This is a genomic window from Streptococcus entericus DSM 14446 (assembly GCF_000380025.1).
Classification (GTDB): Bacteria; Bacillota; Bacilli; order Lactobacillales; family Streptococcaceae; genus Streptococcus; species Streptococcus entericus.
Genome location: NZ_KB904183.1, coordinates 77,157 through 103,718 on the forward strand (window position 1 = coordinate 77,157; position 26,562 = coordinate 103,718).

Annotated in this window: 18 protein-coding genes; all 18 read left to right on the forward strand. The window is 46.8% G+C overall.

All coding sequences use genetic code 11. The features are described 5' to 3' along the window. Positions 1 to 75 precede the first annotated feature (75 nt). Entirely contained in the window at positions 76 to 1,251 is a 1,176-nt protein-coding gene (locus A3GW_RS0108775) for a pyridoxal phosphate-dependent aminotransferase (protein ID WP_018368915.1), read from the forward strand. Then, the gene (gene recO, locus A3GW_RS0108780; RefSeq protein ID WP_018368916.1) at positions 1,241 to 2,008 is read left to right on the forward strand and encodes a DNA repair protein RecO; all 768 of its coding nucleotides are present in this window, start codon (positions 1,241 to 1,243) and stop codon (positions 2,006 to 2,008) included. The genes A3GW_RS0108775 and recO overlap by 11 nt, the downstream gene beginning before the upstream one ends. Before the next feature lie 52 nt (positions 2,009 to 2,060). Next, positions 2,061 to 3,065: a phosphate acyltransferase PlsX gene (plsX, locus tag A3GW_RS0108785; protein ID WP_018368917.1), complete on the forward strand. Its 1,005-nt coding sequence runs from the start codon at positions 2,061 to 2,063 to the stop codon at positions 3,063 to 3,065. 171 nt (positions 3,066 to 3,236) lie between these two features. Then, on the forward strand, positions 3,237 to 3,956 hold the full coding sequence (purC, locus tag A3GW_RS0108790; RefSeq protein WP_018368918.1) for a phosphoribosylaminoimidazolesuccinocarboxamide synthase: 720 nt from the start codon (positions 3,237 to 3,239) through the stop codon (positions 3,954 to 3,956). Beyond that, positions 3,957 to 7,676, forward strand: a complete 3,720-nt coding sequence (locus A3GW_RS0108795; RefSeq protein ID WP_018368919.1) for a phosphoribosylformylglycinamidine synthase — start codon at positions 3,957 to 3,959, stop codon at positions 7,674 to 7,676. 40 nt (positions 7,677 to 7,716) lie between these two features. After that, the gene (gene purF, locus A3GW_RS0108800; protein WP_018368920.1) at positions 7,717 to 9,171 is read left to right on the forward strand and encodes an amidophosphoribosyltransferase; all 1,455 of its coding nucleotides are present in this window, start codon (positions 7,717 to 7,719) and stop codon (positions 9,169 to 9,171) included. Positions 9,172 to 9,206: 35 nt separating this feature from the next. Further along, on the forward strand, positions 9,207 to 10,235 hold the full coding sequence (gene purM / locus A3GW_RS0108805; protein WP_018368921.1) for a phosphoribosylformylglycinamidine cyclo-ligase: 1,029 nt from the start codon (positions 9,207 to 9,209) through the stop codon (positions 10,233 to 10,235). Next, on the forward strand, positions 10,232 to 10,783 hold the full coding sequence (purN, locus tag A3GW_RS0108810; protein ID WP_018368922.1) for a phosphoribosylglycinamide formyltransferase: 552 nt from the start codon (positions 10,232 to 10,234) through the stop codon (positions 10,781 to 10,783). The genes purM and purN overlap by 4 nt, the downstream gene beginning before the upstream one ends. A 2-nt stretch (positions 10,784 to 10,785) precedes the next feature. Beyond that, complete coding sequence (locus A3GW_RS0108815) at positions 10,786 to 11,163, forward strand: hypothetical protein (RefSeq protein WP_018368923.1); 378 nt, start codon at positions 10,786 to 10,788, stop codon at positions 11,161 to 11,163. Positions 11,164 to 11,198: 35 nt separating this feature from the next. Further along, complete coding sequence (purH, locus tag A3GW_RS0108820; protein WP_018368924.1) at positions 11,199 to 12,743, forward strand: bifunctional phosphoribosylaminoimidazolecarboxamide formyltransferase/IMP cyclohydrolase; 1,545 nt, start codon at positions 11,199 to 11,201, stop codon at positions 12,741 to 12,743. A 247-nt stretch (positions 12,744 to 12,990) separates the two neighbouring features. Continuing rightward, entirely contained in the window at positions 12,991 to 14,253 is a 1,263-nt protein-coding gene (purD, locus tag A3GW_RS0108825; protein ID WP_018368925.1) for a phosphoribosylamine--glycine ligase, read from the forward strand. A 458-nt stretch (positions 14,254 to 14,711) separates the two neighbouring features. Continuing rightward, positions 14,712 to 15,200 carry a 5-(carboxyamino)imidazole ribonucleotide mutase gene (purE, locus tag A3GW_RS0108830; RefSeq protein ID WP_026216678.1) on the forward strand — a complete coding sequence of 163 codons (489 nt, stop codon included), beginning with the start codon at positions 14,712 to 14,714 and terminating at the stop codon, positions 15,198 to 15,200. Beyond that, the gene (gene purK, locus A3GW_RS0108835; protein ID WP_018368927.1) at positions 15,187 to 16,260 is read left to right on the forward strand and encodes a 5-(carboxyamino)imidazole ribonucleotide synthase; all 1,074 of its coding nucleotides are present in this window, start codon (positions 15,187 to 15,189) and stop codon (positions 16,258 to 16,260) included. Before purE ends, purK begins: the two co-directional genes overlap by 14 nt. Before the next feature lie 12 nt (positions 16,261 to 16,272). Next, complete coding sequence (locus A3GW_RS0108840; protein ID WP_018368928.1) at positions 16,273 to 16,494, forward strand: hypothetical protein; 222 nt, start codon at positions 16,273 to 16,275, stop codon at positions 16,492 to 16,494. Positions 16,495 to 16,496: 2 nt separating this feature from the next. Continuing rightward, positions 16,497 to 17,864 (forward strand): hypothetical protein, encoded by a 1,368-nt coding sequence (locus A3GW_RS0108845; RefSeq protein WP_018368929.1) that lies wholly within the window; start codon positions 16,497 to 16,499, stop codon positions 17,862 to 17,864. Further along, positions 17,839 to 19,131, forward strand: a complete 1,293-nt coding sequence (gene purB, locus A3GW_RS0108850; RefSeq protein ID WP_018368930.1) for an adenylosuccinate lyase — start codon at positions 17,839 to 17,841, stop codon at positions 19,129 to 19,131. The genes A3GW_RS0108845 and purB overlap by 26 nt, the downstream gene beginning before the upstream one ends. Positions 19,132 to 19,533: 402 nt before the next feature. Continuing rightward, complete coding sequence (gene ccpA, locus A3GW_RS0108855) at positions 19,534 to 20,535, forward strand: catabolite control protein A (protein WP_018368931.1); 1,002 nt, start codon at positions 19,534 to 19,536, stop codon at positions 20,533 to 20,535. A gap of 296 nt (positions 20,536 to 20,831) precedes the next feature. After that, the coding region (locus A3GW_RS11070) for an endo-alpha-N-acetylgalactosaminidase family protein (protein WP_018368932.1) at positions 20,832 to 26,562 on the forward strand (5,731 nt) is incomplete at its 3' end.

Sequence of the window (26,562 nt, forward strand, 5' to 3'; positions counted from 1 at the left end):
GTGACTGATAGGAGATGTTCTGTTGTTATCAATCGGAGAATAGTTGATCTGTTTTTCGGCTAACAAGGAGGTTTTATGTCACTGTCCAATCGTTTTAATAAAAATTTAGACCGGATTGAGGTTTCTCTCATTCGGCAATTTGACCAGTCGATTTCGAGCATTCCTGGAATCGTTCGTCTAACCTTGGGGGAACCGGACTTTACCACGCCCGACCATGTCAAGGAAGCAGCCAAGGCTGCCATCGATGCTAATAAGAGCCATTACACAGGTATGGCAGGCTTGTTAGAGCTACGTCAGGCAGCTGCTGACTTTGTGCGTGACAAGTACCAGCTCAGCTATGACCCTGACAAGGAAGTTCTCGTGACCATCGGGGCAACAGAGGCTTTGTCAGCAACCTTGACAGCTATCTTAGAGGCGGGTGATACCGTGCTTTTGCCAGCACCTGCTTACCCTGGCTATGAACCAATCGTCAACCTCATGGGCGCGGATGTTGTTGAGATTGATACCAGGGCCAACGGCTTTGTCCTGACGCCTGATATGCTGGAGGCGGCTATCCTTGAGCAAGGGGATAAGCTCAAGGCAGTTATCCTTAATTACCCAACGAATCCGACAGGGGTAACGTATTCGCGAGAAGAGATTAAGGCTCTGGCGGATGTGTTGCGCAAGTACGAGATTTTTGTCATCAGTGACGAGGTCTACTCAGAGCTGACCTATACTGATGAGTCCCATGTATCTATCGGAGAATACCTCCGCGACCAAACTGTGGTCATAAATGGCTTGTCTAAATCCCATGCCATGACTGGCTGGCGACTGGGCTTGATTTTTGCGCCTGAAGCGATTGCCAAGCAGCTGATTAAGAGCCACCAGTACCTGGTGACAGCTGCCAACACGGCGACCCAGTACGCAGCTATTGCAGCTCTGACGGTCGGCAAAGACGATGCTCTGCCGATGAAGGCGGAGTACATCAAGCGTCGTGACTACATCATCGAGCAGATGACCGCTATGAATTTTGAGATTATCCGTCCAAATGGCGCCTTTTATATCTTCGCTAAAATTCCCGTCAAAGAAGGACAAGATTCTTTCGCGTTTTTGCAAGAGTTTGCCCAGCAAAAGGCTGTTGCCTTGATTCCGGGTGTGGCCTTTGGTCAGTACGGTGAAGGCTACCTGCGGATTTCCTATGCGGCTTCTATGGAGACTATTCAGGTAGCTATGGAGCGGCTCAAAGAATTTATGGTCCAGTATGGAGCTTAGGGAGAGCAGGGGGCTAATCCTCTACAATCGTAACTATCGTGAAGATGACAAATTGGTCAAGATATTTACCGAGCAGCTGGGCAAACGGATGTTCTTCGTCCGTCATGCGAGCCAGTCGAAACTTGCCTCGGTTATTCAGCCGTTGACTGTGGCAGATTTTATCCTAAAAATCAATGAAACAGGGCTCTCCTATATCGAGGACTATCGTTCTGTTCAGACCTTTAAGCGGATTAACGATGATATTTTTCTACTGGCTCACGCGACTTACATCGTGGCGCTGGCAGATGCGGCAATTGTGGACAATGTCTATGATAGTCAGCTTTTTGCCTTTACTTGCAAGACCTTAGAGCTGATGGAAGAGGGCATGGATCATGAGGTTCTGACCAATATTTTTGAAATCCAGCTTTTGGATCGACTGGGTGTTCAGCTCAACTTCAACGAGTGTGTCTTCTGTCACCGAGTGGGTCAGGCCTTTGATTTTTCCTTCAAGTATTCAGGGCTTATTTGCCCTGCACATTACCATGAGGATGACCGGCGTAGCCATCTCGATCCCAATGTGCCTTATCTGCTCAATCGGTTTCAGGCCATTTCCTTTGACGACTTACAAAAAATCTCCCTAAGTCCTGAGATGAAAGCTAAACTACGGCTGGTTATCGATCAACTCTATGAGGACTATGTCGGTATCAAGCTCAAGAGTAAGACATTTATCGATGATCTTCAGAAGTGGGGAGATGTGATGAAAAACCGAAACGGCTGATTTTTCAGCTGTTTTTTGCTATAATTGAGAAAAACGTGAAAGGAAATGACTGATGACAAAACACATCATTGCAATTGATGCCATGGGAGGGGACCATGCTCCTCAAGCTGTGGTAGAGGGAGTTAATCGTGCTCTGGCAGAGTTCTCCGACCTATCTGTCGTGCTATATGGTAAGGAGGATGCCATCAGGCAGTACCTTACAGCGACAGAGCGCGTGAGCATTGTCCACACGGATGAAAAAATCGACTCAAGCGATGAGCCGACGCTGGCTCTTCGTCAGAAAAAGCAGGCTTCTATGGTTTTAGCGGCTAAGAGTGTCAAGGCCGGGGAAGCTCATGCTGTCATCTCGGCAGGGAATACAGGTGCCTTGCTTGCTGCTGGACAGCTGATTATCAAGCGCATCAAGGGCATTGACCGTCCGGGTCTCATGTCCACCCTGCCAACCATGGATGGCAAGGGCTTTGACATGATGGACTTGGGAGCAAACGCAGAGAGTAAGCCCGAGCACCTGCACCAGTATGCGGTTCTAGGAACATTCTACTCCCAAAAGGTGCGTGGCATCGCCCGACCTCGTGTCGGTCTGCTCAATAACGGAACGGAATCGACCAAGGGAGACCCCTTGCGCTTAGCGGCCTATGATCTGTTGAGCAAGGACCCCGCCATTCATTTTATCGGAAATGTTGAAGCCAGAGACCTGCTCGAGGGTGTCTGTGATGTGGTCGTTTCTGACGGATTTACGGGCAATGCAGTGCTGAAAGCCATCGAAGGAACAGGCAAAGCCGTTGTCAGTCAGGTCAAATCGGCGGTAAAAACAGGTGGCGTGCTGGCTAAAATCGGCGGTCTTCTCCTCAAATCAAGCCTGACACAGGCTTTAGGTGCCATGGACTATAAAAAAGCTGGCGGCGCCGTCCTCTTGGGTTTGAAGGCTCCAGTCGTCAAGGCTCACGGCTCATCTGATGCCACCGCAATTTACTACACAATCAAACAGACCAGAACCATGCTGGAGAGTGGAGTTGTGGCAGCCTCTGTTCAAATGTTTTCAGAGGAGACTAATTGAAAGTTCTGATGGTATTCTCAGATCCTCACGGTAGTAGCCGTGGGGATGTTTTTTTGATAAAAGTTCGGTTTTTGACTTGAAAAATATTATTCTCATAAAAATATTATAAAATTCCTTGAAAAAACAAATATTTTTTGTTAACATGAAGAAAAATGTTAGCGAGGTTTGTTCATGTCAACTCAACTCTTATACCAAGGGAAAGCTAAAGATATTTATGGTACAGATGATCCTGACCAGATTATCTCTGTCTACAAGGATCAAGCCACCATGCTTAATGGGGCGAGAAAAGAAGAGATAGCAGGTAAAGGACGGCTCAATAATCTTATTTCTAGTCTGATTTTTGAGCGTTTAAACAAAGCCGGTGTAGCGACTCACTTTATTAAACGCTTATCAGAAACCGAACAATTAAACAAAATGGTGTCTATTATTCCTTTGGAAGTTGTGTTGCGAAATCGTACCGCAGGGTCGTTTTCCAAGCGATTTGGATTGAAAGAAGGGCTGGTTTTAGAGACACCGATTATCGAGTTTTATTATAAAAACGATGATTTGGATGATCCCTTTATCAATGATGAGCATGTGACCTTTTTGGGCTTAGCGACCAGTGATGAGGTGGCTTATCTCAAGTCAGAGACCCGTCGTATCAATGAGTTGTTGAAGGAGTGGTTTGCTGAGATTGGGCTGACCTTGGTGGATTTTAAGCTGGAATTTGGCAAGGATAAGGATGGTCAGATTCTTTTAGCAGATGAGTTTTCGCCAGATAATTGTCGGCTCTGGGATGCGAAAGGGAACCATCTGGACAAGGATGTCTTCCGGAGAAATTTGGGGTCTTTGACGGAAGTGTATGCTAGGGTATTGGAAAGATTGCAGGCAGTAGCTGAAAAGGAGGAATAGATGGACAAGCGGATTTTTGTGGAGAAAAAGAATGCTTTCGGAGTTAAGGCGACCAGCTTACTAGGGACCTTGCAACGGCAATTGGGGCTTGAGACTCTAACGAGCTTGAGAGTGTTGCAGGTTTATGATGTCTTTGGTTTGGCTGATGAACTGATGACATTAGCAGAGCAACAGATCTTTTCAGAACCTGTGACAGATAAGCTCTTAACTAGTGATGACCTCCATTTATCAGCTTACCGCAGTGTGGCAATCGAAGCCTTACCAGGGCAATTTGACCAACGGGCGGCGTCTGCTCAGGAAGCCTTGCAGCTTCTGGGAGCAGATCAACAGGTGAAAGTCAAGTCCGCTCAACTCTATCTTTTTAACTCTGATTTATCGGATGCTGATTTGGCATTGGTGACTAGCTATCTGCTCAATCCGATTGACTCACGAATCAAGAATTTGACGGCAGGTTTGATAGCTGAAGAGGAGGCTGTTGTTCAGGCTCAGATTCCCTACCTGACTTTTTTTGAGACAGCGAGCGAAGCAGACTTTGCAAATTATAAGGCAGAGGCTGGGCTTGCCATGGAAGTGGCAGATTTGCTCTTTATTCAAGACTATTTCAAGTCCATCGGTCGGGTACCGACAGAGACAGAGCTCAAGGTGCTGGATACCTACTGGTCTGATCACTGTCGTCATACCACCTTTGAAACGGAGTTAGTGGGTATTGATTTTTCCGCGTCAGCTTTTGCCAAAAACCTCCAAGAGACCTATGACAAGTATCTGGCGATGAGGGCGGAACTAGGGCGTGAGGATAAGCCTATCACCCTGATGGACATGGCGACGATTTTTGGGCGCTATGAAAGAGCCAATGGGCGCTTGGATGACCTTGAGGTTTCGGACGAAATCAACGCTTGCTCGGTAGAAATTGAAGTGGATGTCAATGGGGTCAAAGAGCCATGGCTTCTCATGTTTAAGAATGAGACCCATAATCACCCAACAGAAATCGAGCCATTTGGTGGGGCTGCGACCTGTATCGGTGGGGCGATTCGGGATCCCTTATCAGGTCGTTCCTATGTCTATCAGGCGATGCGGCTTTCGGGTGCAGGGGACATCACAGCGCCTCTGTCAGCCACTCGAGCAGGCAAGTTGCCCCAGCAGGTTATCTCAAAAACCGCTGCACATGGCTACTCCTCTTATGGGAACCAAATTGGTCTTGCGACAACCTATGTCAAGGAATATTTCCACCCAGGCTTTGTTGCCAAACGGATGGAGCTTGGTGCGGTTGTTGGTGCTGCCCCTAAGGGAAATGTGGTGCGTGAGAAACCAGAAGCAGGAGATGTCGTGCTTCTCCTTGGTGGAAAAACAGGGCGTGATGGCATCGGCGGGGCAACAGGGTCGTCTAAGGTACAGACGGTGGCATCTGTTGAGGCGGCTGGTGCGGAAGTTCAAAAAGGGAATGCCATCGAAGAACGCAAAATCCAGCGCCTTTTCCGCAATGGGAATGTTACCCGTCTGATTAAGAAATCCAATGACTTTGGGGCTGGCGGGGTCTGTGTCGCTATCGGTGAGTTGTCAGATGGGGTGAGCATTGACCTCGATAAGGTGCCGCTCAAGTATGCTGGTCTAAATGGTACTGAAATTGCCATCTCAGAAAGTCAGGAGCGGATGGCAGTAGTGGTTCGTCCGACTGATGCGGATACCTTTATTTCAGCCTGTGCGACGGAGAATATCCATGCGGTTGCTGTGGCGACCGTGACAGAAAAACCACATCTCGTCATGACTTGGAATGGTCAAACTGTCGTGGATATTGAGCGACGTTTTTTGGATACCAATGGGGTACGTGCTCAGGTCAGCGCTAAGGTTGTTGATTGTCAGGTCGAGCAACCTTACCAGAGAACGACAGATTTAGCTAGTCTCGAGGAGGATTTGCAGGCAGTTTTGTCTGACCTCAACCATACTAGCCAAAAGGGCTTGCAGACCTTGTTTGACAGTTCGGTCGGACGTTCAACGGTCTTACATCCACTTGGTGGACATCACCAGCTGACTCCAGCTGAAAGCTCAGTGCAAAAACTCCCTGTCCAAGAGGGAATGACGCCGACAGCATCTGTCATGGCTGCTGGTTATAATCCTTATTTGGCATCGTGGTCTCCTTATCATGGAGCAATTTACGCTATCATCGAAGCGACCGCTCGTTTGGCAGCAACAGGAGCTAAGTGGGACAAGGCACGCTTCTCTTATCAGGAATATTTTGAGCGGATGGATCGGATCCCTGAACGATTTGGGCACCCTGTAGCAGCTCTGTTGGGGGCGATTGAGGCTCAGAGCCAGCTAGGTTTGCCAGCTATTGGAGGCAAGGACTCCATGTCTGGCACCTTTGAAGATTTGAACGTACCACCGACCTTGGTAGCCTTTGGGGTGACAACGGCAGATAGCCGTCGTATCTATTCGCCAGAGTTTAAGGCGGCAGGTCAGTACATTTACTATCTGCCAGGAGTGAGCTTGTCTGCCGAGGTAGACTTTGAGCAGGTTCGGCGTCATCTGACAACCTTGTCTGCTTTGCAAGAGCAATATCAACTCACTGCGATTTCCGCGGTTAAGTATGGTGGTTTGCTGGAGAGCTTAGCCCTCATGATGTTTGGTAATGGCATCGGTGCACAGGTCGACTTGACAGATGTGTCAACCAGCTTGACAGGTCAACTGGGTGGCTTTGTCTTTACTTCTGCGACAGAAATTGCTGGTTTGGAGCCAATCGGTCGCACAGTGGCAGACTTTGCCTTGACTGTGAACGACCAAGTCCTGTCAGGTGACAAGCTCTTGGCAGCCTATGAAGGAACTTTAGAAGACGTCTATCCAACAAAATTTACCCAATCTGATGTGCTGGAAGCTGTCCCAACAGTCGCTCTGCCATTTGTCAAAAGAGCGGAAAAACCAGTGGAGAAACCACTGGTTTACATCCCAGTTTTCCCAGGAACCAACTCGGAATACGACTCGGCTAAGGCCTTTGAGCAGGCAGGAGCTGAAGTACGGCTAGTGCCTTTTGTGACCTTGGATGCTCAGACCATCGCCCAGTCGGTTGACACTATGGTTGACAATCTTGACAAGTCTCATATCGTTTTTTTCGCAGGTGGGTTTTCGGCGGCGGATGAGCCAGATGGATCGGCCAAGTTTATCGTGACCATCTTGAGGCAGGAGCGTGTGCGAGCTGCGATTGACCGCTTGATTGAGCGAGGAGGTCTTGTCATCGGTATCTGCAATGGCTTTCAAGCCCTGGTCAAATCAGGTCTCTTGCCTTATGGTAATTTTGAAGACTTGAGCGAGACCAGTCCAACTCTCTTTTACAATGATGCCAACCAACACGTGGCCAAGATGATACGGACACGGATTGCCAATACCAATTCACCGTGGCTAGCAGGTCTATCTGTCGGAGATGTTCATACGGTGCCCGTTTCTCATGGGGAGGGTAAATTTGTCGTCACCGCTGAAGAATTTGCCCGTCTTCGTGATAAGGGGCAGATCTTCAGTCAGTATGTCGATGATGAGGGCAATCCTAGCATGGATAGTCGCTATAATCCCAATGGCTCTTATTACGCTATCGAGGGTATTACCAGCGAAAACGGGCAGATCATCGGTAAGATGGCGCATTCTGAGCGGACAGAAGACGGTCTTTTCCAGAACGTGCCGGGCAACAAAGACCAGAAACTGTTTGAAAGTGCTGTGAAGTATTTTACAGGGAAGTAGCAAGCAACAGTGAGTTTGCATGAAATAAAAAGGAAAAATCATGGTTTACGAAGTCAAATCTCTCAATGAAGAATGCGGTGTCTTTGGTATTTGGGGACATCCTCAAGCGGCTCAAGTGACTTATTATGGTCTCCATAGTCTCCAGCACCGTGGTCAAGAAGGGGCAGGTATTCTGGCTAATGACAGAGGCAAATTCAAACGCCATCATGGTTTAGGGTTGCTGGCTGAGGTCTTTAAGCAGCAAGAGAATCTGGACAAACTGGTCGGTCAAGCGGCGATTGGTCACCTGCGTTATGCGACATCTGGTGCTAGTTCTATCAACAATATCCAACCCTTTCATTTTCGTTTTTCAGACATGAAGGCAGGTCTGGCTCATAATGGCAATCTGACCAATGCCGTGTCACTCAAGAAAGACTTGGAAGCTCAGGGAGCAATTTTCTCTAGCTCTTCGGATACGGAGATTCTCATGCACCTGATTCGTCGTAGTCAGCAAGCCAATCTGATGGACAAGATTAAGGAATCCCTTAATACGGTCAAGGGTGGCTTTGCCTACTTGCTCCTTTTGGAGGATAAATTGGTCGCAGCGCTTGATCCTAACGGCTTTCGTCCCCTGTCTGTCGGTCAGATGACGAACGGGGCTTGGGTGGTTTCTTCTGAGACTTGTGCCTTTGAAGTCATCGGTGCCAAGTGGGTACGAGACATGCAGCCTGGGGAAATCGTGGTGTTTGATGATGAGGGGATGCACATTGATACCTACACGACAGAGCGTCAGCTGGCGATTTGCTCTATGGAGTATGTCTACTTTGCCCGCCCTGATAGTGTGATTCACGGGGTCAATGTCCATACTGCTCGTAAAAACATGGGGCGTCAGCTGGCGAGGGAATTCTCCCATCAAGCGGATATTGTAGTTGGTGTGCCGAACTCATCTCTCAGCGCAGCCATGGGCTTTGCCGAAGAATCAGGTCTGCCAAATGAAATGGGGCTCATCAAAAACCAGTACGTCCAGCGAACCTTTATCCAGCCAACTCAGGAGCTACGAGAGCAGGGTGTGCGGATGAAGCTGTCTGCTGTGTCTAGCGTGGTCAAGGGCAAGAGAGTGGTCATGGTGGACGATTCCATTGTGCGAGGGACGACCAGTCGAAGGATTGTGAGCTTGCTCAAGGAAGCTGGGGCGGCTGAAGTTCACGTGGCGATTGCCAGTCCAGAGCTCAAGTATCCTTGTTTTTATGGCATTGACATCCAAAGTCGTAGGGAGCTCATTTCTGCTAATCACACAGTTGAGGAAGTCTGTGAGATTATCGGTGCGGACACGCTGACCTATCTGTCTCTGGACGGGCTGATAGCTTCTATCGGAATTGACACCCAAGCTCCTAATGGCGGGCTCTGTGTCGCTTACTTTGATGGGGACTATCCGACACCGCTCTACGATTACGATGAAGAGTACAAGCGTAGCTTAGCTGAAAAAACTAGTTTTTATATTGAGAATGTGAAGTAGAAGCTCTGCTATTTCCGAGATGAAAGGAAACGATTATGACCGAAAACAAAAATGCCTACGCCGCCTCTGGTGTTGATGTCGAGGCTGGCTACGAGGTCGTTGAGCGGATCAAGAAGCATGTGGCACGCACGGAGCGTCTGGGCGTTCTGGGGGCTCTCGGTGGCTTTGGTGGCATGTTTGATCTCAGCCAGCTGGACGTCAAAGAACCGGTGCTTGTGTCTGGTACGGACGGGGTTGGCACCAAACTTATGCTAGCCATCCAGTACGACAAGCACGATACGATTGGTCAGGACTGTGTCGCCATGTGTGTTAACGACATCATCGCAGCAGGCGCTGAGCCGCTTTACTTTCTTGATTACATCGCTACTGGAAAAAATGTGCCTGAAAAGCTAGAACAAGTTGTGGCTGGTGTGGCTGAAGGCTGTGTGCAGGCGGGCTGTGCCCTCATTGGTGGCGAGACGGCCGAGATGCCTGGCATGTACGGCGAAGACGACTACGATTTGGCTGGTTTTGCGGTCGGTATCGCCGAGAAGTCCCAGCTCATCGACGGCAGTAAAGTTCAAGCAGGCGATGTCCTCTTGGGACTGGCCTCCAGCGGTATCCATTCTAACGGCTATTCCTTGGTCCGCAAGGTCTTTTCTGACTATACGGGTGAAGAAGTCCTGCCAGAATTAGAAGGGCTCAAACTCAAGGAAGTCCTCCTTGAGCCGACCCGTATCTATGTCAAGCAGGTTCTTCCGCTGGTCAAGGCAGGGCTGATTAATGGCATTGCCCACATCACAGGCGGCGGCTTTATCGAAAACGTGCCCCGCATGTTCAGCGATGACCTAGCTGCCTATATTGACGAGGCTAGCATTCCCGTTCTTCCTATCTTCACCGCCTTGGAGAAGTATGGCAAGATTCCACATCAGGAAATGTTTGAAATCTTCAACATGGGAATTGGTCTGGTCTTGGCAGTTTCTCCAGAAAATGTTGACAAAGTTAGAGAACTGGTGAACGAAGAGGTCTATGACATCGGGCGGATTACCGAAAAAACGGATAAGAGCGTGGTGATTGCCTCATGACCAAGAAGATTGCCGTGTTTGCCTCTGGCAATGGCTCTAACTTTCAAGTGTTGGCGAAACAATTTCCCATCGCTCTGCTATTTTCCGACAAAAAAAGCGCCTATGCTCTAGAGCGGGCGGAAAAGTTAGGCGTGCCCAGCTACAGTTTTGAGCTCAGGGACTTTGCTGACAAGGGAGCCTACGAACAAGCCTTGGTTGAGCTTTTGGATCAGCACCAGATTGATTTGGTCTGCTTAGCTGGCTATATGAAAATTGTCGGCCCAACCCTCTTGTCAGCCTATGAAGGGCGGATGATTAACATTCATCCAGCTTACTTGCCAGAATTTCCTGGTGCCCACGGCATTGAGGACGCTTGGCATGCTGGTGTTGTTCAATCTGGCGTAACCGTCCACTGGGTGGATAGTGGCGTTGACACAGGTCAAATCATCAAGCAAGTCCGCGTCCAACGCTTGCCAGAAGACACTTTAGAAACATTTGAAGCACGGATACATCAGGCGGAGTATGAACTCTATCCTCAAGTGGTGAGGGAGTTATTAGGAGAGGACTAATCATGAAAAAACAAGAATTTAAAAAGAATTTATTTGATGCATTGAATCAAAATATTGATGATATGATTTTTGAAGAGAAAATCCTATTTATTGAAAAACTACTAGTAGATTATCAAAAGGATAATGATAGTAATTTTGATAAAAGTAATAAAGGTAAACCGTGGACAGATGCTGAATTAAAAATAATATTATCTGATGCGGCTACAAAGTATAATTGCATGAAGTACGCAAAGCTTTTTAAAAGAGGTTATGGCAGCATCGAACAAATTTATCGCTGGTCAACAACTTCAGAAAAAGAAATTACCGAAAAAGGAAAGGGAGACGATAAATTTATCCAGCAAATTAAACGAGTTTATAAAGAACTTGGATTAGTATCTTGATTCGTCATATCTTTTGAAATAAATAAGGAGACCCCATGACTAAACGTGCTTTAATTAGCGTATCAGATAAGGCAGGCATTATCGAGTTTGCCCAAGCATTGACAGCCCAAGGTTGGGAGATTATCTCAACTGGCGGGACGAAAACAGCCCTTGATAATGCAGGGGTAGCAACTATTGCCATCGACGATGTGACAGGCTTCCCTGAAATGATGGACGGTCGTGTCAAAACTCTCCATCCAAAAATCCACGGTGGTCTCTTGGCCCGCCGCGATCTGGACAGTCATTTGGAGGCGGCCAACCAGCATGAGATTGGTCTGATTGACCTTGTCGTGGTAAACCTCTATCCCTTCAAGGAGACTATTCTGCGCCCAGACGTGACCTATGATTTGGCGGTGGAAAATATCGACATCGGTGGCCCATCCATGCTTCGCTCGGCAGCTAAAAATCACGCCAGCGTGACGGTTGTTGTAGATCCAGCAGACTATGCAGTGGTACTGGATGAACTCAAGGCTGATGGCGAAATCACCTATGCGACCCGTCAGCGTTTGGCTGCCAAGGTTTTCCGTCATACCGCAGCCTACGATGCCCTGGTTGCAGAGTACTTCACAGCGCAAGTTGGCGAAACCAAGCCAGAAAAATTGACCCTGACCTACGACCTCAAACAGCCGATGCGGTACGGGGAAAACCCGCAACAGGATGCGGACTTCTACCAAAACGCTCTTCCGACAGCCTATTCTATCGCTTCAGCTAAACAGCTCAACGGTAAGGAACTCTCTTTCAACAATATCCGTGATGCGGATGCAGCGATTCGCATTATCCGTGATTTCAAGGAGAAGCCAACCGTGGTCGCTCTCAAGCACATGAACCCTTGCGGTATCGGTCAGGCTGATGACATCGAGACAGCTTGGGATTATTGCTACGAGGCAGACCCTGTGTCCATTTTCGGTGGGATTGTTGTGCTGAACAGAGCCGTAGATGGTGCGACAGCAGAAAAGATGAGCAAGATTTTCCTTGAAATCATCATCGCACCGAACTATACGGCAGAAGCGCTAGCTATTTTCCAGAAAAAAGCCAATCTGCGCGTGCTGGAACTGCCTTTTGATGCCAAAGATGCCAGCGAAGCCGAGCCTGAATACACAGGCGTAGTCGGCGGTATGCTGGTGCAAAATCAGGACGTCGTCAAGGAAAGTCCGGCCGACTGGCAGGTGGTGACAGAGCGTCAACCGAGCGAGCAAGAAGTGACAGCCCTTGAGTTTGCTTGGAAGGCCATCAAGTATGTCAAGTCCAACGGGATTATCATCACCAACGACCACATGACCCTTGGTGTCGGACCAGGTCAGACCAATCGTGTGGCTTCTGTCAAGATTGCCATTGAGCAGGCCAAGGACAGATTAGATGGAGCAGTGTTAGCATCAGACGCTTTCTTCCCGTTTGCGGATAATGTGGAGGAAATCGCTGCTGCGGGTATCAAGGCAATCATCCAACCGGGCGGATCGGTGCGTGATGAGGAAGTCATCGCAGCTGCCAACAAACACGGCATCGCCATGGTCTTTACAGGAGTAAGGCATTTTAGGCACTGAGATGGAAGAGAGTGGACGGAACTCGAGCAGTGAAAAAAGAGATTCCTCATCTGCCTATTTCTAGGTGCCACTCCCATACGTAAGGTCTAGTCGGATTGCCCAAGCTTTGTCAAGCGAAGAAAGCTCCACTGGGTTACTATGTCTTGACCATATACCGAATATAAAAAAAGGCTCGGACTTTTGTCTCAGCCTCTTTCGAGCAGAGTAAGCGTTTCGTTGAATAAATTTAGAACAAGAGGTAAAGATAATGAAGCTGTTGGTTATCGGTTCTGGTGGACGTGAACATGCGATTGCTAAGAAACTTTTAGAATCGCCACAGGTGGACATGGTCTATGTTGCGCCAGGTAATGATGGCATGACCCTAGATGGGTTGCAACTGGTCAATATTGGAATTTCCGAACATTCTGCCCTGATTGATTTTGCCAAGAAAAATAACATCGCTTGGACCTTTGTCGGGCCTGATGATGCACTGGCGGCGGGTATCGTGGATGATTTTGAATCAGCAGGCCTCAAAGTTTTTGGGCCATCGCGTCTAGCAGCAGAGCTGGAGTGGTCCAAGGATTTTGCTAAGTCTATCATGGTCAAGTACGGCATCCCAACAGCCGCCTACGGCACCTTTGCCGACTTTGAGGAGGCCAAGGCTTATATCGAAAAACAGGGCGCCCCTATCGTGGTTAAGGCAGATGGACTGGCACTGGGCAAGGGAGTGGTCGTGGCAGAGACGATTGAGCAGGCGGTCGAGGCGGCGCGTGAGATGCTTTTGGATAATAAATTTGGTGACTCCGGTGCCCGTGTGGTCATTGAAGAATTCCTAAATGGCGAGGAGTTTTCCCTCTTTGCCTTTGTCAACGGCGAACAGTTTTCCCTCATGCCAACTGCTCAAGATCATAAGCGGGCTTACGATGGCGATACGGGACCCAACACAGGTGGTATGGGGGCTTATGCACCGGTTCCCCACCTACCTCAGTCCGTCATCGATCAGTCGGTGGAGACCATTATTAAGCCCCTTCTAGCAGGTATGGTGGCAGAAGGACGTCCCTATCTTGGCGTTCTTTACTGTGGTCTGATTTTGACCACCGATGGACCTAAGGTCATCGAGTTCAACGCCCGCTTTGGGGATCCCGAGACCCAGATTATCCTGCCCCGGCTGACTTCGGATTTTGCGCAAAACATCAGCGACACCTTGGACAAGAAAGAACCAACCATCACTTGGCGTGAGGATGGCGTGACCCTTGGCGTTGTCGTCGCTTCTAATGGCTACCCGCTTGACTATGAAAAAGGTGTTCTACTGCCAGAAAAGACTACTGGCGACATCATCACCTACTATGCAGGCGCTAAGTTTGATGACAATAGCAGAACTCTGCTATCCGACGGCGGACGCGTCTATATGCTAGTCACCACAGCCGATACCGTCCCAGCAGCACAGGAAAAAATCTATGCTGAGCTGGCAAACCAAAACACTGAGGGGCTCTTTTATCGAACAGACATCGGAAGTAAAGCTGTGAAATAAATATTAGCACAGCAAGCGACCACAGGTCGCTATGAGACCAAGCCTGTCTAAAATAAATTAAACGATAAGTGCGAGCGAAAGCGAGCCAAACTCGTCAGTTGTCGCCGTGCTGGAAAGCTTAAATGGGAAAGAATTTAGAAGGAAATTTAAAGTTAGAAGGTTTGCGACACGAAGAAGTGATTTCGATAATAAATCGCTGATGAGTTAGTGCAGTGCTTAGGCTATGTCCGATAGGAATAGCCGTAGTTGGTTGAGTGAAGTATTCACCAACCAAACTTAGCACTGTCTGCCGTCCGCACCACCTCAGAAAAGTACCAAAAGAAAAAAGGAAAGGAACTGAACACGGGACTAAATTCCTAGGAAAAAAGATAAAACTGCCTAGACGCAAGCGTCGTCGTTAGTTTTCCTGTTTTTCTACGGAATTTTTCGTAAGCGAAACGTCCCTTTGTATCTTAACTATGAAACCAATCATTTCCATCATCATGGGCTCCAGCTCCGACTGGGCGACTATGCAAAAAACTGCTGAAATCCTCGATCAATTCAGCGTTCCCTACGAAAAAAAAGTTGTCTCGGCCCACCGGACACCTGACCTTATGTTTAAGCACGCTGAAGAAGCACGCGGTCGTGGTATTAAAATCATCATCGCAGGTGCTGGCGGGGCAGCTCACTTACCTGGTATGGTCGCAGCCAAGACGACACTACCCGTCATCGGTGTACCTGTTAAGTCTCGTGCCCTCAGTGGTCTCGATTCCCTCTATTCCATAGTCCAGATGCCAGCAGGTGTGCCTGTGGCAACCATGGCCATTGGAGAAGCGGGAGCAACCAATGCGGCTTTGACTGCTCTCCGTATCCTGTCTATTGAAGATGGGAAAATAGCAGAGCAGCTCAGCCATTTCCACGAGGAACAAGGAAAAATCGCGGAGGCCATGAGCGATGAACTCAACTAAAACCATCGGTATTATCGGAGGCGGTCAACTGGGGCAGATGATGGCTATTTCTGCTATCTATATGGGACACAAGGTCATTACGCTAGACCCAGCAGCGGATTGCCCGGCTTCGCGCGTGAGTGAGGTGATTGTGGCACCTTACAGCGATGTGGAGGGTTTGCGACAACTAGCAGACCGTTGTGATGTCTTGACCTATGAGTTTGAAAATGTGGACGCAGATGGTCTGGACGCTGTAATAAAAGAAGGTCAACTTCCGCAGGGGACTGACCTTCTGCGTATTTCGCAAAACCGCATCTTTGAAAAAGATTTCTTAACTAATAAGGCTGGCGTGACCGTGGCACCTTACAAGGTTGTGACCTCCAGCCTTGATTTGGAAAATCTTGACTTCTCAAAAACCTATGTCCTCAAAACTGCCACGGGTGGCTATGATGGTCACGGTCAGGTCGTCATTCGTTCTCGCGCCGACCTTGAAGCGGCCAACAAACTAGCCAACTCTGCCGAGTGTGTCTTGGAGGAGTTCGTCAATTTTGACTTGGAAATCTCCGTTATCGTATCTGGCAATGGCAAGGATGTGACGGTCTTCCCTGTGCAGGAGAATATCCACCACAACAATATCCTGTCAAAAACCATCGTCCCAGCCCGCATTTCAGACGACTTGAGTGCAAAAGCGCAGGCGATGGCAGTCAAAATCGCAGAGCAGCTCAAGCTATCCGGCACACTCTGTGTGGAAATGTTTGTGGCAGGAGACGAGATTCTAGTTAATGAAATCGCCCCACGCCCCCACAACTCAGGACATTACTCTATCGAAGCCTGTGATTTTTCACAATTTGATACCCATATCTTGGGTGTGTTAGGACAGCCATTACCAGCCATCAAACTCCATGCCCCAGCCGTCATGCTCAACGTCCTCGGTCAACACATGGAACAAGCCCAAGCCTATATCGCAGAAAACCCTAGCGCCCACCTCCACCTCTATGGTAAAATAGAAGCAAAGCACAACCGCAAAATGGGACACGTGACGGTGTTTAGTGATACACCTGATGAGGTTGTGGAGTTTTAGGAGGAAAATCCTATGATACAGATTATTGTTCATGCCTTTATTGAAAATGGTGAGATAGGCGTTGTTGAAGTCATTTTTGCTTCGGAAAATTCTCAAGCAATTTCTGAAAAAATGGCAGAGCTAAAAAATCAATATCCAAACGATTTTCTTGCTATCTATGACTTGCCGCTGGATACCGATTTGTCAAAATTAGATCATTATCCATCAGTAGCGATAGGGAAAGAGGAGTTTTAGTTATGGAATTAAGAGAATTTAAGCATTGGATGATAGATAAAGGATTTGAAAATGATGAGTTATTTTTAGAATCTATTAAATGTTATCAAGTTGAAGCCTATAAAGCAGCATATATCTTCTCATATCTTGCCAATCATAAATACATTAGTGAGACAGCTATAAAATATAGGGGGGTTCCCAAAAGCTTTATGAAGAATTGTCCGGAAGAAGACGTGCGTCTAAAAGAGTGGCAAAAGAAGGTTGAGTTATTGAAGCACGAGGATTCTTGGGAAGAAGAAGTTAATAATTTAATTAATGCTGACGATAATGGAAAGGCAGGTAATATTTTTGCTTTACAAGAAAATATTCGAAAGTACTTTCCAGAGATGAGAAATTTACGTAACGTTGCTGCTCATGCAAAGGATAGGTACATTACGGAATCTACTGTACAGGAATTATGGAATAATATTGTATATTTATTTCCAAACTTTGTTATTAATGGTTCAAAGGAAGATTGGCTAGAGGGTTTTGATCAAATTGTTAAATATTCAAATTACAGCAGTGAGTTATTAGATAGTAAAATAGCAGATTTTACTGATTTTTCAAAAGAAAATCAACTGATTCTTATTAAAAAAATAATCGATAATTATTTAGTTCAATTAGACTGGGATGAAACTCCTTCAGAAATTGTGTTAAATTTTTTATCAAAAGTTTTAATTGGTCCGAATAGTTATAACAAAGAGATTCGGGAACTAGAATTGACAGCAAAAGAGGAAATCTATTTATCTATTGTAATTAATGGATATTTACTAGCTCATTCTGAAATTGATGTGTTTCCTCAATTTGAAGAGCTAGTTAAAGATTACTTTTTTAGGTATTTGTGTGATAAATACCCAGAAAATTTTTGGAAGTTAGTTGACCAATTTTTACGAGAGGTAAATGAAAGTAAATTATTAACTATAATTTTCAAATTTTTAAAAAATAATAACTCAGTATTGTTAGAAGCAGACTATAAGAGCCATAAAATACTATCTGAAAATGTATCTTTTTTAGAAAGAGTATTAGAAAAAATCAGTCACCTTTACTATTATACTAAGTCTTCTACGGGACAACAATGTCACTCAACATCAACTTTTGATTATTCAAAATTCTATGATTATGAGCATTATATGGTATTTCTCTTCTATAAAATTTCGACTGATAGTACGCTTCTTGAACATGAAAGAGTAAAAGATTTTATGAAACGTTGTGAAAAGTTGGCGACATCTGATTATAGTGGAAAATATTGGTGTAGCGAAGAAAATATGCAAAAATCTATAAGGAAAATTAATGAAAAATATAAAGTATTAAAGGAGCCAAAACAAAATGCTAACACGTTATTCACGCCCTGAGATGGCGAATATTTGGAGTGAAGAGAACAAGTACCGTGCTTGGTTGGAGGTGGAAATCCTAGCTAGCGAGGCATGGGCTGAGTTGGGTGAGATTCCCAAGGAAGATGTGGCGAAGATTCGCGCCAATGCCAGCTTTGATATTGACCGTATTTTAGAGATTGAAGAGGAGACGCGTCACGATGTGGTGGCCTTCACCCGTGCGGTGTCTGAGACCCTCGGTGAGGAGCGCAAGTGGGTGCACTATGGCTTGACCTCTACTGACGTGGTGGATACGGCTTACGGCTATCTCTACAAGCAGGCCAACGACATTATCCGTCGTGACCTTGAAACCTTTACCAACATCGTGGCTGAAAAGGCGCGTGAGCACAAGATGACTATCATGATGGGGCGTACCCACGGGGTGCATGCGGAGCCAACGACCTTCGGTCTCAAACTCGCGACTTGGTACAGCGAAATGAAGCGGAACCAAGAGCGTTTTGAGCGCGCAGCGACTGGTGTTGAAGCTGGTAAAATTTCGGGTGCTGTTGGAAACTTTGCTAACATTCCTCCTTTCGTCGAGGAATATGTTTGTGGCAAATTAGGCATCCGCCCGCAAGAAATTTCAACGCAGGTATTGCCTCGTGACCTCCATGCCGAATATTTTGCGGTCCTCGCAAGCATCGCGACATCGATTGAACGCATGGCAACGGAGATCCGTGGTCTGCAAAAATCGGAGCAGCGTGAGGTCGAAGAGTTCTTTGCCAAGGGTCAAAAAGGCAGCTCTGCTATGCCCCACAAACGCAACCCCATCGGTTCAGAAAACATGACAGGGCTTGCGCGTGTCATTCGTGGGCACATGGTGACGGCTTATGAGAACGTGGCACTTTGGCACGAGCGGGACATTTCACACTCATCAGCGGAGCGGATTATCACGCCTGATACAACGATTCTCATTAACTACATGCTCAACCGTTTTGGCAATATCGTCAAGAATTTGACGGTCTTTCCTGAAAACATGATCCGCAACATGAACTCTACCTTTGGTCTCATTTACAGCCAGCGTGTCATGTTGAAACTCATCGAAAAAGGCATGACGCGTGAGGAAGCTTATGACTTGGTACAGCCCAAAACAGCTTACTCGTGGGACAACCAAGTGGATTTCAAACCGCTCTTGGAAGCTGACGAAAAAGTCACCGAAAAACTCACCCAAGACGAAATTGACGAACTCTTCAACCCAGCCTACTACACCAAGCGGGTCGATGAGATTTTTGAGCGATTGGGATTGTAGGGGGAACTTTATTTATTCGTTACATCACTAGAAACAGGCACCTGATTATCAATCGGTGTCTGTTTTTTGGTGCAGTCGTAAAAGCGACCATTTTATGAGAATGGTTTCCACTGTTTTCTGCTCATTGTTTTACTGGTGTAGCGGTCGTTTGCTTCTCGCTTAGGGTTAAGTTGATGGCTGTTGGTCAGTCTTTTTAGACAGTTATCGTTACCTAAGTAAGAAAGGCCGGGCTTGATGTTAAAGTTTTAGTGATATGAAAAGGGCAGATATTTCATTGCCACATCTCGGAAAAAGGATTAAGCAACAGCTTTTTTCAAAAAAATTATATTTATGCTTGAAAGTGTTTCCATAAAGTGGTAGAATAAGAGTGAAAACGACATTTTCAGAAAGAGAGGAAAATTTATGCCTACAGATGATACCATTACCATCTATGACGTGGCGCGAGAAGCGGGAGTATCCATGGCGACTGTTAGCCGTGTGGTTAACGGCAACAAAAATGTCAAAGAAAATACCCGTCAACGAGTGCTCAGTGTTATTGAGCGTCTGGACTATCGTCCAAATGCTGTTGCCCGTGGATTGGCCAGTAAAAAAACGACAACAGTCGGGGTTGTTGTCCCAAATATTGCCAATAGTTACTTTGCGACTTTGGCAAAAGGGATTGATGACATCGCTGCGATGTACAAATACAACATCGTGCTGACCTCAAGCGACGAAGACCAAGATAAGGAAATTGACGTGGTTAACACCTTGTTTGCTAAGCAAGTTGACGGGATTATCTTTATGGGTCACCATTTAACGGATAAGATTCGTTCAGAGTTCTCACGTTCACGGACACCTATTGTATTGGCAGGGACAGTTGATTTGGAGCATCAGTTACCAAGTGTCAATATCGACTATAGGGAAGCGGTGATGGATGTGTTGGATATGCTGGCGGCAAATCATGATAAGATTGCCTTTGTATCAGGTCCTCTGATTGATGATATCAACGGCAAGGTACGTTTGGCTGGCTATAAGGATGGTCTTAAAAAGAATAAGTTAACCTTTAACGAGGGTCTGGTATTTGAAGCCAAATACCGCTACGAAGATGGCTTTGCACTCGCACAGCGCTTGATTAACTCAGGGGCAACTGCAGCTTATGTTGCCGAGGATGAACTGGCTGCAGGCCTGTTGAACGGTCTTTTCGCTGCTGGTAAACGTGTTCCTGAAGATTTTGAAATCATCACAAGTAATGATTCAACAGTTGTTAATTACACTCGTCCTAACTTGACGTCAATTAGCCAGCCGATTTATGATTTGGGTGCTGTTGCCATGCGTATGTTGACCAAAATCATGAACAAGGAAGAACTGGAAGAAAAAGAGATTGTGCTTAATCACGGCATCAAAAAACGTCAGTCGACCAAATAACATCAAAAAATTAGTAAGTGCTAGAGCTTGGCTCTGGCATTTTTTGTTTAGAACAACGATTTTCATAACAGCTTATAGGGCTGACATAGTTGGTAGCAAGACCAGTCGTTCCCTCGTATCGGTGGATTGCGAGGAGCTGAGACTATTAAGAAAGCACAAAGAGAGGAGAAACGTGTCCGGTGATGTTGCTTCCTTCTATCTATAAAAAACGCTTGCATTTTATATAGAAATAGTTTATTATATAGATGTATAGAAAACGATTACACTAAGGTGTAACTTTTTTGGAGGAGGAAAAAATGGGAAAAGACCTATTTTCGAAAAAAAGTCATTTCAGTATCCGTAAACTGAGCGTGGGTGTTTGCTCGGTGATTATCGGACTGAGTTTTTTGTCTGGACAGACTGTTGAAGCTGCTGAAACAAGTGGAGCTGTCGATTCAACAGCGGACACTGGTTTGGCAGTAGCAGAACTGGACAAAGAAACTGATGAGGGGACGGTTCAGCCGACAGCAAACAATCTGTCTGACCTTTCTGAGGCAGAAAGTCCGAAGCCAGTCGGTGAGGAAACTAGTGCCGTGACGCCTACTGTCACCGAGACGGAAGGCAGTCAACCGGTTGCCAGCTCTGCCATTGCCCCAGAAATCTCAAACAGTCCAGCAACAGGAACAGCGCGTGCAGCTGCTCAAAAAACCATTGAATGGACACCTGCATCAACTGTGCCAGGTACGGTTACGGTCAAGGAAGCAGAGGGAGTTCGTTACAATACTTTGACCTCATCTGCTCAAAATGATAATGGTAATAATGCAGCTCTGTTTGTCAAAGAAGGTTTAGCAGTCAGCGAGGAAGGTAACGCCACTGTCAATTTGACGTTTGTTGAGCAGTCTGAACCTGGTGCAGGGCGCTTTGGCGTTTTCCTCAATCACCAAGATAATAGCAACCATATCTTTGTCGGTTATGACAATGCTGGCGGCTGGTTCTGGGAATACAAGGCGTCTGGTCAACGTGGTGCTTGGTTAACTACTCGTAGTATGGCATCACCAACTAAAGGTAGCACCAATGAATTGATGGTCAGTTTGAAACATGATGGTCAGCTCAATGCGACGGTCAACGGCAATAAGGCTTTTGATACTTTGACCATTCCGGCGGAGGTCATGACAGCACTGCGCAACAACAAGCGTATTGCCCTCAAGGCAGGTCGCTTCAACGATCAAGTGACTACAGTTGATGTCAAGACAGATAATCAAGAAGGTGTTCAAACCAATACCCAACCAGACCCTACTGTTAATGGCACTCAAGTAGATGACAGCCAGTATACTTATGACACGATTCGCTCAGCAGAAATGGCTGTTAAAATTGATACAGCCTTCCCACGGGTGCGGGAATATACGCTTGGTACAGATACACTACCAGGTCAAGTCATCGCTAACAACAAAGTTAAAATCAATGGCATTGAACTTGACCCAACGGTTAATTTCCAAAAAATTGACGATACCACTGTCCTTTATACCCTCACGGCACGTTCAGACGCTAACAGTATCAATGCAACTATCAAACTTCAATTGAAGGTGGTTGGTAATGAACTCCACTACGATGTGACTGAGATTACCAATCACAACAACGTGGTAGCAGGTCAAGAAATTGATGATGTTAAAAAGCTGATTAGCACCATTGAACTTCCAGGTAGTCATCTAATTTCCGTGTCTAGTGCCGATAGCGATGCCAAGTTTAATGGCGCTCGCATGTCAACCAATACTCATCGTAATGGTGATGAAGAGGTGGCGGTAACGAGAAGCATGGGAGACATGGCTACTCGTGGCTATATGTATGGTTTTGTATCTAACAATAAACTGGCAGCAGGTGTCTGGAGCAACTCTCAGCATAATTATGGCGGAGGCGCCAACGATTTTACCCGATTAACAGTTAATAAATTCTCAGCCAATGGCGAAAACTTTATCGGTATTCAAAGTTCACCATTTATTTATCAACGGGCTTTCCAAAACAAGGTTTATGACCAACGGACTTTCGTTCTGCCGAGTGCCAAGGTCGTTATCACGAGAGATAAAAATGATGACGGACGTGTGGACTGGCAGGACGGTGCTATTGCTTACCGTGACATCATGAATAATCCGAAAGGGCATGATAGTGTGCCTGACTTGGTGGCTTACCGTATCGCTATGAACTTCGGTTCACAGGCTCAAAACCCATTCTTGATGACCTTGGATGGTATCAAAAAAATCACCCTCCATACGGATGGTTTGGGGCAATCTATCCTGCTCAAAGGTTACGGTAGTGAAGGGCATGACTCAGGTCACCTGAATTATGCTGATGTGGGTCGTCGTATCGGTGGTGTCGAGGATTTCAAAACCTTGATTGAGAAAGCTCGTCCATACGGGGCTAAACTGGGTATCCACGTCAATGCTTCTGAGACCTACCCTGAGTCTAAATATTTCATTCCAGAACGTCTGCGCAAAAACGCTGATGGCTCTTATAACTACGGCTGGAACTGGATTGACCAAGGGATTAACATCAACTCAGACTACGACATGGCACACGGACGTTTTGACCGCTTCAAAGACTTGCGTGATGCCTTGGGTGACGGTCTGGACTTTATCTATGTCGATGTTTGGGGCAATGGCCAAGCAGGAAACGATTCTGCTTGGGCAACTCACATGCTGTCCAGAGAGATTAACGAGAATGGCTGGCGGGCTGCCTACGAGTGGGGTTACGCTGGTGAATATGACTCCACCTTCCAACACTGGGCGGCTGACTTGACCTACGGTGGCTATAGCTTAAAAGGGATTAACAGCAATATCGTCCGCTTTATTCGCAACCACCAAAAAGATTCGTGGGTCGGAAACTACCCAAGCTATGGTGGTGCTGCCATCAACCCACTTCTAGGTGGCTATGACATGAAGGACTTTGAAGGCTGGCAAGGTCGTAGCGACTATCTGGGCTATATGACCAATCTCTTCAAGAACAATATTCCAACGAAATTTATCCAGCACTTCAAGGTGACCAGCTGGACAAATGGCACGCCAGTAACGATGTCTGATAATGGTGAACAGTATCGTTGGATACCTGAGATGGAGATTAAGCTCAAAGATGACAACAACCGTCAGCTGGTGATTGCTCGTAAGTCCAATGATGTCAACGCCGCAGGCTACCGTGAGCGGACCATGACCTTAGATGGTCGTGTCATCTATGATGGCTCAGCTTACTTGATGCCGTGGGATTGGGATGCTAATGGTCGTGCTTTAGCTGACTCAGATAAGAAATTCTACTACTTCAACACTCAAGCAGGGGCAACATCATGGGAGCTTCCAGCTGGTTGGCAGTCTGGCGACCTCTACCTTTACAAACTGACTGATACAGGTAAGGTTGACGAGCAACGTTTGACCGTGCAAAATGGGCGTGTAACCATTGATGTGCCAGCTAACACAGCTTATGTGCTTTACCGCAGTCCGCAGACCAATAAAGACGTCAAGTGGAGTGAGGGCATGCACATTGTTGACCAAGGGTTCAACAGTGGTAGTCTGTCTCCGTGGACAGTGAGCGATAGCAGCAAAGCGCAAATCGAGCGGTCTCAAGGAGACAACCCAATGCTGGCTCTCTCATCAAGCACCAGCGATATCACTGTTTCTCAACGCTTGACTGACCTCAAACCAAATACAGCCTATGCGGTCTATGTCGGTGTGGATAACCGTAGCACCTCAGATGCAGTCCTGACGGTCAATACAGGCGACAAGGTGATCAGCAACCAGACCAATCAGTCCATTGCTCTGAACTATGTCAAAGCCTATGCTCACAACACTCTGGAGCGAAATGCGACCGTTGACAATAAGAGTTACTTCCAAAACCTTTATGTTTTCTTCACCACAGGTGATGATGTGTCAAACGTCACACTCACTTTGACTCGTAAGGGTGAAAATGAAGCCAGCGAAAGTAAGGTTTACTTTGATGAGGTGCGTGTCTTTGAAAATGGTTCAAACATGTACGGTAGTGGACATGATTTCAGCAAGACCAAGGTCTTCTTCCAAGACTTTGAGCATGTGCCACAAGGAATTTTCCCATTTGTCATCGGTGGTATTGAAGGGGTTGAGGACAACCGTACCCACCTCTCTGAAAAGAATGAACCTTATACTCAACGTGGCTGGAATGGCAAGAAAATTTCTGATGTGATTGATGGCAACTGGTCTCTGAAGACCAATGGTCTTGTTGGACGTAGTCGTCTGGTTTACCAAACCATTCCACAGAACTTTGCCTTTGAAGCGGGCAAGACCTATCGTGTCAGCTTTGATTATGAAGCAGGTTCTGATGATGCCTATGCCTTTGCTATCGGTGAGGGTGAGTACCGTAGTCCAGACCAGCTGACTCTTCACCCATTGAAAAATACTTGGGAAAACAGCGATCGTGCTGGTCGAGCCAGCTATGTGATTAACGGTAGCGATTCAGGTCAGAGCTGGATTGGTATCTTCTCAACTGCTCGAGGTGGCGATACCAAGGGTGAATCTGGTGGCAATGCCAACTTCCGTGGCTATAATGACTTTATTTTGGATAACCTGCGCATTGAGGAAATCGAAGTGACCGCTGATTTAATCTTGGATGAGGCTATCAAACGTCATTTGCCAGTAACAGACGAGACTTACACCAAAGAGACCTTGGTGCCTTATAAGGATGCTGTTGTCAGCTTGATGGCTGCTTTGGGTCAAGGGCTGAGCGTTGAAGATGCACAAAGCTTAATTGCCCAAGCAGCTCGCGCCCAAGCAGGTCTGGTCAGTCACAAAGTGGCGGTATCAACACAGGATATAGAGTCTGCGGTGGCTAGCGAGCAACCAGGTCAAAATGAGAACCTCTGGAAGGCATTTGATGGCAACCCAAGTACCATCTGGCACTCAGCTTGGAACGGTAGTGGTTTTGGTCAGCCAGCAACGGCTACGCTGAAAGAGCCGATTGCAGTGACTCATTTGGATTATGTGCCACGTCCTAGTGGGGCTAACGGTCGTGTCAAAGCAGGTGATCTCGTTATTGTGGATAGCTCTGGTGAACGTCACAGCTTTGCTATTGCCGATTGGACAAATGATAGCCGAACCAAACGAGTAGACTTTGGTCGTGAAATTTTGACCAAGCAGATTATCTTTACAGCTACCGAAACCTACGGAAACCGTGAGAGCGAAACTAATAAGTTTGTCTCTGCTGCAGAATTTAAGCTTGGCTTGGTTGTCCCAAGGAATCAACCAGACGATTTGAACCCTTGGACAACTGCCTTGGCTGCAGCCAAGGAAAGACTTGGAGAAGATGATGAGCAGATTGCAGGTCTTGAGCAAACATTTGCTACTCTGACCGTTCAGAACTTGTTGACACAAAACCAAATCAACCACCTCGCAACTGTCCTCGACCAACTTCAAAAAGTTGAAAAACCTGATACAGACACGGATGAGGGAACATCTCCAGCCGACGGAGAAGATCAAGGAAATTCAGATGTCGATAATCAGTCAGGAAATGAAAATACTGGTCAGGATTCAGGGAATACCACCGACCAAGATCATTCAGATTCTGATAGTCAGTCAGGTGATGCGAGTCAAGACTCAGGCACACCGGGTGATTCAGCTGACACCAATACAACCCCAGGTGGTACCCAAGATAATGGTGGTGACCAAGTTGGCTCAGATTCAGATGACCAGTCCGATGAAAGTTCCGACCAAAATGGCAACGTAGGTACCGACGAAGACGGCAACACCGATACCAACGAGGGTGACACTTCAGGTACTGACCAAGACGAACACACCGGTGCAGACCCAGGCGATTCAACTGATACCAACCCAATTCCAGGCGATGACCAAAATAATGGTGATGGGCAAGATGACTCAAATTCTGATGACCAGCCAAATGACGGAAGTTCCGACCAAGGTGGCGATACTGGCGCCGATCAAGGCAGTTCAGATTCTAATAGTCAGCCAGGCGATGTAGATACTGACGAAGGCGGTAACACCGAGACCAACGAGGGTGACACTTCAGGTACTGACCAAGGCG